The following is a 6,344-nucleotide window of genomic DNA, read 5'->3' as shown; positions in this document are numbered from 1 at the left end:
TAGTGTGCCGACGTTTTCCTTTCGCAAAGTCGATGTTTTCTTGTTTAATACAGCCGCAGTTGTGACATTGAATACGATGTACACGCATGTCCAGATAGGTCTTGCTCAGACCAATTGGAACACTTACAAAGCGACGAATATGGATGCTGTTACGATTGATATTGTGTCTTCCACATACAGGACAACAAAGTTTTTCCTTTGGAGTTTGGATTTCTAAAACTAAGTTATTATCTTCGTAGCGCAGATTCTGACAGTCTTGTTGGAAGACGCCTAAGGCGTTTTGCATTATGCTAGTATTCATGTTCTTGAAGTTTGGTCACTACAAAGATACATAATACCAGCTTTTTTTATATAACTTATGAGATATATCTATCCATTTAACTGAAGAACCTTCTTTAATCAATTAATATCCTTCTCTGTTAATTCATTTAATCTCGTTATATCCATATTATCTTCGAGGTCGCAAATCTTAACAACTCGCCCAATAGGGTTTTCTTTACATCGCTGAATGAAGTCAAAATAATCTTCTTCTTCTCTGCGAGAAACAGCAAGAACCGTATTAACGATATTTTGCGGAAATCCAAGCATAAGTAAATATTCAGCCGCAATACCTCCGTCCTCAACAGTATCATGCAGTAAAGCGACAATCTTTTCCTCGAAGCTATTAGACTTCGCCTCAACTCTTAACGGATGATAGATATAGTCGTGCCCTCCTTTGTCTACTTGCCCCTTATGAACTTTAATGGCTATCTGTGTAGCCTTTTCTCGAAGTTCATTTAAATTTATCATATTCTTCTTTACTGATTTCATTGCCATACATCTTTGACTCAAAAATATCTTTTTCTTTTGAATTGACCTCTACCTCCTTGCGACCTCTACGTTTGATAAAACAATGTGTGGAATTATCAATAAATCCCATTCTTAACACAATATCTTCGTAGTCATCTTTAAGGTAAACTGTTCCCTTTTTGAGCTTACTACATAAATTTACTAAATCCATAGTGATTTAATTTTATATTGTAAAGGTACAATAGTCCGTTAAATATTATGCTGCGTCAGCAGCGAAACTAAATATATCATTTATCCTTTCTTTATTTAATGGCGTGTTCGGGTTCTTCTCGAACACGTCAATAATTCGCTGCGCGTAATAGGGATTGAGCACGAAAGCTTCGAAAACACTAAAAATTTAACGGACTATTGATTTGTTAATTTCTTACAAATCACACCTAATTTATATACTTTGTACTATTCTTTTCTTACTTTGTTCTGTTCTGCCAACTTCTGCCAATACATTTTATATTTCATAGCTTGAGAAATCGTTATCCCATAGGATATGCACCACTTTTTCATTGTAGCTTTATCACAATCAAAGCCAGTAACACTCCACAGAGACCCAGTTCTGTGCCTGATCTCTGTCTCCATACTTACATTGAACTCAGAGTGCGTCTTTGTTGTTAACTCTTCTTTCAATTTTTCCATCCTGCAAATATACAAAAATTAATCGATATGTAAATAATTACGGAGATATTCAAATTGCTCTATGTTTGACAAATCTAAATATCCTTGCCATGAAGTCCCTATTAGCATTTTTTCCAAATGACAGATTTACTAAATTCTGCATCGGTACAAATTCATCATACTTGTCAATAATAGATTTTGCTTCTGCTGCTTCCTTGATACTTATTTTACCGGAATTCAAAGCATTATCTATAATGATATTCATATCTTTTTTTCTGCTATGCCTCCATACCTCGCCCAACAATAACCTCCCACATCAATATTAGCGTGAATATAGACACAATTTATACCACATGATTTATACAGACTAACCATTTCAGACATAAGAGTCTTGGAAATCCCCTTTCCTTGTAAATCCTCTGGTAAAACAAATAATTTGTGATCAACTACTGAAACTTCTTTACCTGATATTTTTTCAAATCTAAAAAACCTTGGCAACGGCAAAACATCTTTTGTGTTGCAGCTTTGCAAAGAGCTTACCCGCTATGGCAAGGTAGCCTACGACAGCTTGGAGGAAGGCAGCAGCCTGACCATGCAAAATGCCCTGGTGCGTGTTGGAATGGCTGATGTGGGCAGACGCTTTGTGCTGCTGAACGAAAACTTTGCAGAGCTTGACGACAGGCTTAACCGCCGGCGTTCGCCCGATATTGTGGTGGTGGACAGCTTTCAGTATGCGCATATATCGTTAGGACAATACGAAGATTTTTGCAAACGCCACCATAACAAATTGATAATATTCATTTCGCAAGCCGAAGGGTTAAAACCATTAGGTCGCACAGCAGTAAGCTCAATGTATAGTGCATCGCTAAAAATATGGGTGGAGGGCTACAGGGCAATAAGCAAAGGGCGATATTTTGGCAACCGTGGCTATTATACCATTTGGGAAGAGCGTGCGGCAGAATATTGGAATAAGCAAAGTAATAAATAAACAATAACATGGCAGAAGAAAGAAATTATGCACGCTTCTACGCCTTACTGAAGCAGATGCCCCACGCCGACAAGGACACGCTTGTATGGCAATACACACAGGGGCGAACAAAGTCGCTCCGAGAGACATCAAAATGGGAGTACGACGTTATGTGCCGCGATATGGAGCGGGTAGTGAACAACGACAACAAAGCAGCCCTGAAGCAGACAGCATTGCGCAAGGCACGCAGCGGAGTTCTGCACCAGCTGCAAATATACGGGCTGGACACTACCGACTGGGCAACCGTAGACGCTTTCTGCAAGAACCCCCGAATAGCCGGCAAGCCATTCAGAAAGCTAACAATAGAAGACCTTAACCAGGTAAACAAGAAAATAAGAGTAATAATCAAAAAACAAAAAGAAAATGGACAAAGTAAAAGTTGAAATGACTGCCGATGAGCAAGCACGCTTCGCACAATTCAAGGCAGAGGAAGAAAAGAAAGCTAAGGCGGCAAAAGCCAAGGCAGACCGTGAAACCTACAAGCAGATGGTGGACGACGAAGTGGAAGCAGCCATACCCATATTGCTGGAACTATCGTGCGATATTAAGACGGTAAAGCAAAAAGTTATCGACAACTTTAAAGCCATCATAGCGACAAAGGCAGAGTTGTTCAAGGCGAAGAATCCCGACCAACGCTCGCACACCTTTACCACTTCTGACGGTAATATGCGCCTGACGATTGGGCAATATACCACCGACGGCTACCGCGACACTGTGGAAGACGGCATTGCCATCGTAAAGGAGTACATAACGTCGCTGGCGAAAGACACCGAAACGCAGGCACTGGTAAATATGGTGTTCCGCCTGTTGGCACGCAACGCACAGGGCACGCTGAAGGCATCACGCATCGTTCAGCTGCGCAAGATAGCGGAGGACAACGGCAACGAACGCTTTTTGGAGGGCGTTCGCATCATTGAAGAAAGCTATCAGCCTACAGTGAGCAAACAATTCATTCGTGCCGAAGTGCGCAATAACAATGGGGCGTGGAAGCAAATACCATTGGGAATGACAGAAAGCTAACGGGTATGAAATATGATACAAGTAGGCGATAAATTCACGTATCACTGGGTTGGGCACGAAGAATGCTACAAAGGGCGCATTTATCAAGTGGAAGGTGTCTACAGGAATTGCACCTGCGGCAAGCCCGAATGGCTTACCGGCAAACCCGAAGTGCCCCGTCGCTCCCACATACACATACGGGCTAAATTGATAAAAGCACCCGTAAAGTACATGGAAGGCGACAAGGGCTTTTTCTTCGGTCCATTAGATGCAGACACCCTGCGCGACATCGATGATCCCGATAAGTCGTGGGTGGAGATAGTATATCAGAAAGGCGACGAACTAAGCCTTTTCAATCAAAGTAAATAACAATGAAACAAACAGCCAACAAAAAAGCCCACCACAAGGCACGACCACCACCACGCCACAAGCCATCTATAGATGCACAAACGTAGATCTATAGATGCACAAACGTAGATCTATAGATGTACGAGCGTAGATCTATAGATATACAAGCGTAGATCTATAGATATAAAAACGCACGGGCAACAGACATAAAAAAACAACCACCCTAAAGTCACAAACAAAAGCCCCAAGGCAAAGGGAAAACAACGGGGCAAAAACAAAAATAAAACAACAGAATTATGACAAAATGTTTGAATTTCACAATTAGAGAGCAAAAACTAAGTGTAGGACCAAAGAAAGGGCAAAAAGTGTACATAGCACGCCCAACCGACCGACAACGAGTAACCCACCGCAAATTCTGCGAAGAAGTAGCCAGAGCCACCACCTTTACAGGAGCCGAAGTGGAAGCCGTGTTGCGCCTGGCAGCCGAAATGGCAAAACGCCACGTAGAGAGCGGAGAAAGCGTAGACTTTGGCGATATTGGCACACTGTCGCCATCGTTCAAGTCGAAAGCCGTAGACCACATAGAAGACTTCAACGCCACACGCGACATAAAGAAGCCAATGGTGAAACTACGTCCATCTACCCGATACTTCACACTCGAAGGCGTAACCTACGAACGAGTAGAACCAAAAGCAAAGAAACCCGCCGGCAACAAACCCGCTGGAGGCGGCACTCAACCTCACCCATAAGTAAAAAAGCATAGTGAACGTAAAACACCATGATACACACAATAAAGAAAGTTGCTGAATAGTTGATATTCAGCAACTTTTTTTGTAACTTTGTGCTATACAAAGCCCACCCACATTGTATGAAACAACTAATGCTAAATTTTGATTTAGGCAAAGTAGCACAACGCGAAACAAAAATACGCCGTCGAGCTTTCACACTGCCCAGCGGTGATACCACCATTACCACGCCGCAGGACAGACTGGCAAAGCGCAACCGCACCATCGTAGCCCGCTACTACTACTGGACCGAAATAAAACGACGCCGCTTCGACGACGTAATGAAGATACTTTCCGACTACGAATTTTTTGTTGGCGAGCGCACCATACAGAACGCATTGGTAGACCAGGACGAACTGCTACACTCGCTGCTGGAGCAACGCCCAACAACACAGAAGCTGGCAAAGCAGTTCCCCGGCTTTGAGTGGCACTAATCAAAGAACTCCGTCTCATAAACCACCCTATACACTTTCAAGTCATCGGCTCTGCGCTCCGGCGTGGAGCTGATGCGTTTTAAGGGGTTGAACAGTCCGCCGCCATTCCACCACTGCAACGCCTTGTGCAGGGCTTCCAACACATCGAACCGAGCCAACGACCGCTCGCGCACAGCAGTAGGTGCAGCAGCATTAGTACTGCCCTGAATAGCAAACACCACCCGAAGCTCAACCCTTGCACGAATGCGCTGCACACCACCCGACAGACTTTCGCACTGCGGATAGCTAATATCTACCAAGCAAGCCGGAAACGCCACAGGCGGACGGCACGCAACGTTAAGCTGACCCTCATCGGCATCTACCCATTTAATTTGTGAAACATTTGCCGCAATATGGTTAGTAACGGCAAGAAAAAAAACTTTATTCATTGCTCAAATTTTTAATATAATCTACTATTCTTCCTTTAATTCTGTCGTTCAGCTCTTCGCTGTCGCCCATAAACTGGCGCTGTGTAATATGCACCATTCGGCTATGCGCCTTTACGTTGGTGCTACCCTTTTTCGTGCGGCGGGTGTGTGCCGGCACTTGCACCTCGCCATCGAAACCCTCGTTGTGTGCCTTAGCATACGTTACCTTCTGGTTGCCCGCAGCAATAACCACACGCTGCGGCGATACAACTAGCGGGCGAATGCTGTTCATCATAGCCCCCGAATCGATGAGCAACGACCCACGCCTTTTTGCCGTCCTGGCAGGCGCCCACGGGTTGCCATCGAAAGCCTTTTTGCGAAAAGTCTCCTTAAAATACTCCGTCGCAGTTTCGGCAACAATCTCGGCAGCATCGCCCATTACCTTGTCAGGCATCGTTCGGAGGTAGTCTTCAAGTTCTTTTATGTTCATAATTGTGAGATTTTTAATTGATTATCATTGTTTTGTCGAAATAATGGTATAACTTTGCAAGTGGGATGTAACGACCATAATCCAAGACCGAACCTCGGCGTGGCGGTGTGGCGGATACGCATAATCAGATTGACAGTTGGAGCATCCAAACGCAAAGGGGTATGCAGACACCACTATCCAACCGTATGACGCGGATTTGCCACGAGTGGTAGAACCAAGAATTAGGACGGCGGACGTAAGGACTGCATACCTCTGCCTTTTATTCCTTCCTGTATATCAGCAAGCCCTTTCTTTTATCGCTAACGTATATGCAAGTTCCAAAACGAAGTGCAATAAAAGAGTGTCCCTCTCCGAGAGATGCAGACAACCTCTCGCTACGCGTCGAGAACGTCTGCC

General features: G+C 44.0%; 11 protein-coding genes and 1 pseudogene. 6 read left to right on the top strand and 6 right to left on the bottom strand.

Annotated features, from left to right (window positions below; all coding sequences use genetic code 11):
* The 4 genes and pseudogenes from HMPREF9144_RS05220 to HMPREF9144_RS05200 form a co-directional block, all read right to left on the bottom strand.
* Nucleotides 1–301 (bottom strand): annotated as a pseudogene (locus HMPREF9144_RS05220) (ISL3 family transposase); the annotation flags it as partial.
* 98 nt (nt 302–399) lie between these two features.
* Nucleotides 400–789, bottom strand: coding sequence for a hypothetical protein (locus HMPREF9144_RS05215; protein WP_006044851.1), 390 nt, complete (start codon nt 787–789; stop codon nt 400–402).
* Nucleotides 773–1,000 (bottom strand): hypothetical protein, encoded by a 228-nt coding sequence (locus tag HMPREF9144_RS05210; protein ID WP_006044850.1) that lies wholly within the window; start codon nt 998–1,000, stop codon nt 773–775. Before HMPREF9144_RS05210 ends, HMPREF9144_RS05215 begins: the two co-directional genes overlap by 17 nt.
* Nucleotides 1,001–1,528: 528 nt before the next feature.
* Nucleotides 1,529–1,723 carry a hypothetical protein gene (locus HMPREF9144_RS05200; protein ID WP_006044848.1) on the bottom strand — a complete coding sequence of 65 codons (195 nt, stop codon included), beginning with the start codon at nt 1,721–1,723 and terminating at the stop codon, nt 1,529–1,531.
* 249 nt (nt 1,724–1,972) lie between these two features.
* On the opposite strand from HMPREF9144_RS05200, the gene HMPREF9144_RS05190 reads away from it, so the two are divergent.
* The 6 genes from HMPREF9144_RS05190 (at nt 1,973) to HMPREF9144_RS05165 (ending at nt 5,051) form a co-directional block, all read left to right on the top strand.
* The gene (locus HMPREF9144_RS05190) at nt 1,973–2,446 is read left to right on the top strand and encodes a hypothetical protein (protein ID WP_006044846.1); all 474 of its coding nucleotides are present in this window, start codon (nt 1,973–1,975) and stop codon (nt 2,444–2,446) included.
* Nucleotides 2,447–2,454: 8 nt separating this feature from the next.
* Entirely contained in the window at nt 2,455–2,868 is a 414-nt protein-coding gene (locus HMPREF9144_RS05185; protein ID WP_006044845.1) for a hypothetical protein, read from the top strand.
* Nucleotides 2,849–3,505: a DUF3164 family protein gene (locus tag HMPREF9144_RS05180; protein WP_006044844.1), complete on the top strand. Its 657-nt coding sequence runs from the start codon at nt 2,849–2,851 to the stop codon at nt 3,503–3,505. The genes HMPREF9144_RS05185 and HMPREF9144_RS05180 overlap by 20 nt, the downstream gene beginning before the upstream one ends.
* 12 nt (nt 3,506–3,517) lie before the next feature.
* Entirely contained in the window at nt 3,518–3,853 is a 336-nt protein-coding gene (locus HMPREF9144_RS05175; RefSeq protein ID WP_006044843.1) for a hypothetical protein, read from the top strand.
* Between the two features lie 275 nt (nt 3,854–4,128).
* Nucleotides 4,129–4,581: an HU family DNA-binding protein gene (locus tag HMPREF9144_RS05170; protein WP_006044842.1), complete on the top strand. Its 453-nt coding sequence runs from the start codon at nt 4,129–4,131 to the stop codon at nt 4,579–4,581.
* A gap of 119 nt (nt 4,582–4,700) precedes the next feature.
* On the top strand, nt 4,701–5,051 hold the full coding sequence (locus tag HMPREF9144_RS05165) for a hypothetical protein (RefSeq protein ID WP_006044841.1): 351 nt from the start codon (nt 4,701–4,703) through the stop codon (nt 5,049–5,051).
* On the opposite strand, the gene HMPREF9144_RS05160 is transcribed toward HMPREF9144_RS05165, so the two are convergent.
* Together HMPREF9144_RS05160 and HMPREF9144_RS05155 are read right to left on the bottom strand one after the other, a co-directional pair.
* Nucleotides 5,048–5,479: a hypothetical protein gene (locus HMPREF9144_RS05160; RefSeq protein ID WP_006044840.1), complete on the bottom strand. Its 432-nt coding sequence runs from the start codon at nt 5,477–5,479 to the stop codon at nt 5,048–5,050. The genes HMPREF9144_RS05165 and HMPREF9144_RS05160 overlap by 4 nt on opposite strands.
* Nucleotides 5,472–5,948: a phage virion morphogenesis family protein gene (locus HMPREF9144_RS05155; RefSeq protein ID WP_006044839.1), complete on the bottom strand. Its 477-nt coding sequence runs from the start codon at nt 5,946–5,948 to the stop codon at nt 5,472–5,474. Before HMPREF9144_RS05155 ends, HMPREF9144_RS05160 begins: the two co-directional genes overlap by 8 nt.
* Nucleotides 5,949–6,344: the final 396 nt, after the last annotated feature.

Origin of the sequence: Prevotella pallens ATCC 700821, assembly GCF_000220255.1 — a bacterium.
GTDB lineage: Bacteria > Bacteroidota > Bacteroidia > Bacteroidales > Bacteroidaceae > Prevotella > Prevotella pallens.
Note: the sequence above shows the minus strand (reverse complement) of the source record. Positions and strands in the feature narration are given on the sequence as shown.

Coding starts and splice junctions, on each gene's coding strand:
- HMPREF9144_RS05185 (WP_006044845.1), top strand. CDS start 2,455: ATGGCAGAAGAAAGAAATTATGCACGCTTCTACGCCTTACTGAAGCAG.
- HMPREF9144_RS05160 (WP_006044840.1), bottom strand. CDS start 5,479: ATGAATAAAGTTTTTTTTCTTGCCGTTACTAACCATATTGCGGCAAAT.
- HMPREF9144_RS05180 (WP_006044844.1), top strand. CDS start 2,849: ATGGACAAAGTAAAAGTTGAAATGACTGCCGATGAGCAAGCACGCTTC.
- HMPREF9144_RS05215 (WP_006044851.1), bottom strand. CDS start 789: ATGATAAATTTAAATGAACTTCGAGAAAAGGCTACACAGATAGCCATT.
- HMPREF9144_RS05165 (WP_006044841.1), top strand. CDS start 4,701: ATGAAACAACTAATGCTAAATTTTGATTTAGGCAAAGTAGCACAACGC.
- HMPREF9144_RS05210 (WP_006044850.1), bottom strand. CDS start 1,000: ATGGATTTAGTAAATTTATGTAGTAAGCTCAAAAAGGGAACAGTTTAC.
- HMPREF9144_RS05175 (WP_006044843.1), top strand. CDS start 3,518: ATGATACAAGTAGGCGATAAATTCACGTATCACTGGGTTGGGCACGAA.
- HMPREF9144_RS05170 (WP_006044842.1), top strand. CDS start 4,129: ATGACAAAATGTTTGAATTTCACAATTAGAGAGCAAAAACTAAGTGTA.
- HMPREF9144_RS05155 (WP_006044839.1), bottom strand. CDS start 5,948: ATGAACATAAAAGAACTTGAAGACTACCTCCGAACGATGCCTGACAAG.
- HMPREF9144_RS05200 (WP_006044848.1), bottom strand. CDS start 1,723: ATGAATATCATTATAGATAATGCTTTGAATTCCGGTAAAATAAGTATC.